General features: G+C 72.8%; 1 protein-coding gene. It reads right to left on the reverse strand.

Annotated elements, in window-relative coordinates; genetic code table 11:
* On the reverse strand, positions 1–254 hold a 254-nt coding region (locus UK12_RS35810; RefSeq protein WP_269432076.1), incomplete at both ends, for a beta-ketoacyl synthase N-terminal-like domain-containing protein.

Consider the following 254-nt stretch of genomic DNA (forward strand, 5'->3'; position numbering starts at 1 on the left):
CGTCCGACAGACGCTCCAGCACCAGCACCCCCACCCCCTCGGACCACCCGGTACCGTCCGCCGCATCCGCGAAGGCCTTGCACCGACCGTCCGGCGAGACCGCGCGCTGGCGGGAGAACTCCACGAAGGTGGTCGGCGTGGACATCACCGCCACGCCGCCCGCCAGCGCCAGCTCGCACTCCCCGGAACGCAGCGACTGCGCCGCCAGGTGCAACGCCACCAGCGAGGACGAACACGCCGTGTCCACCGTCACC

This window comes from Saccharothrix sp. ST-888, from assembly GCF_000955975.1.
Classification (GTDB): Bacteria; Actinomycetota; Actinomycetes; order Streptomycetales; family Streptomycetaceae; genus Kitasatospora.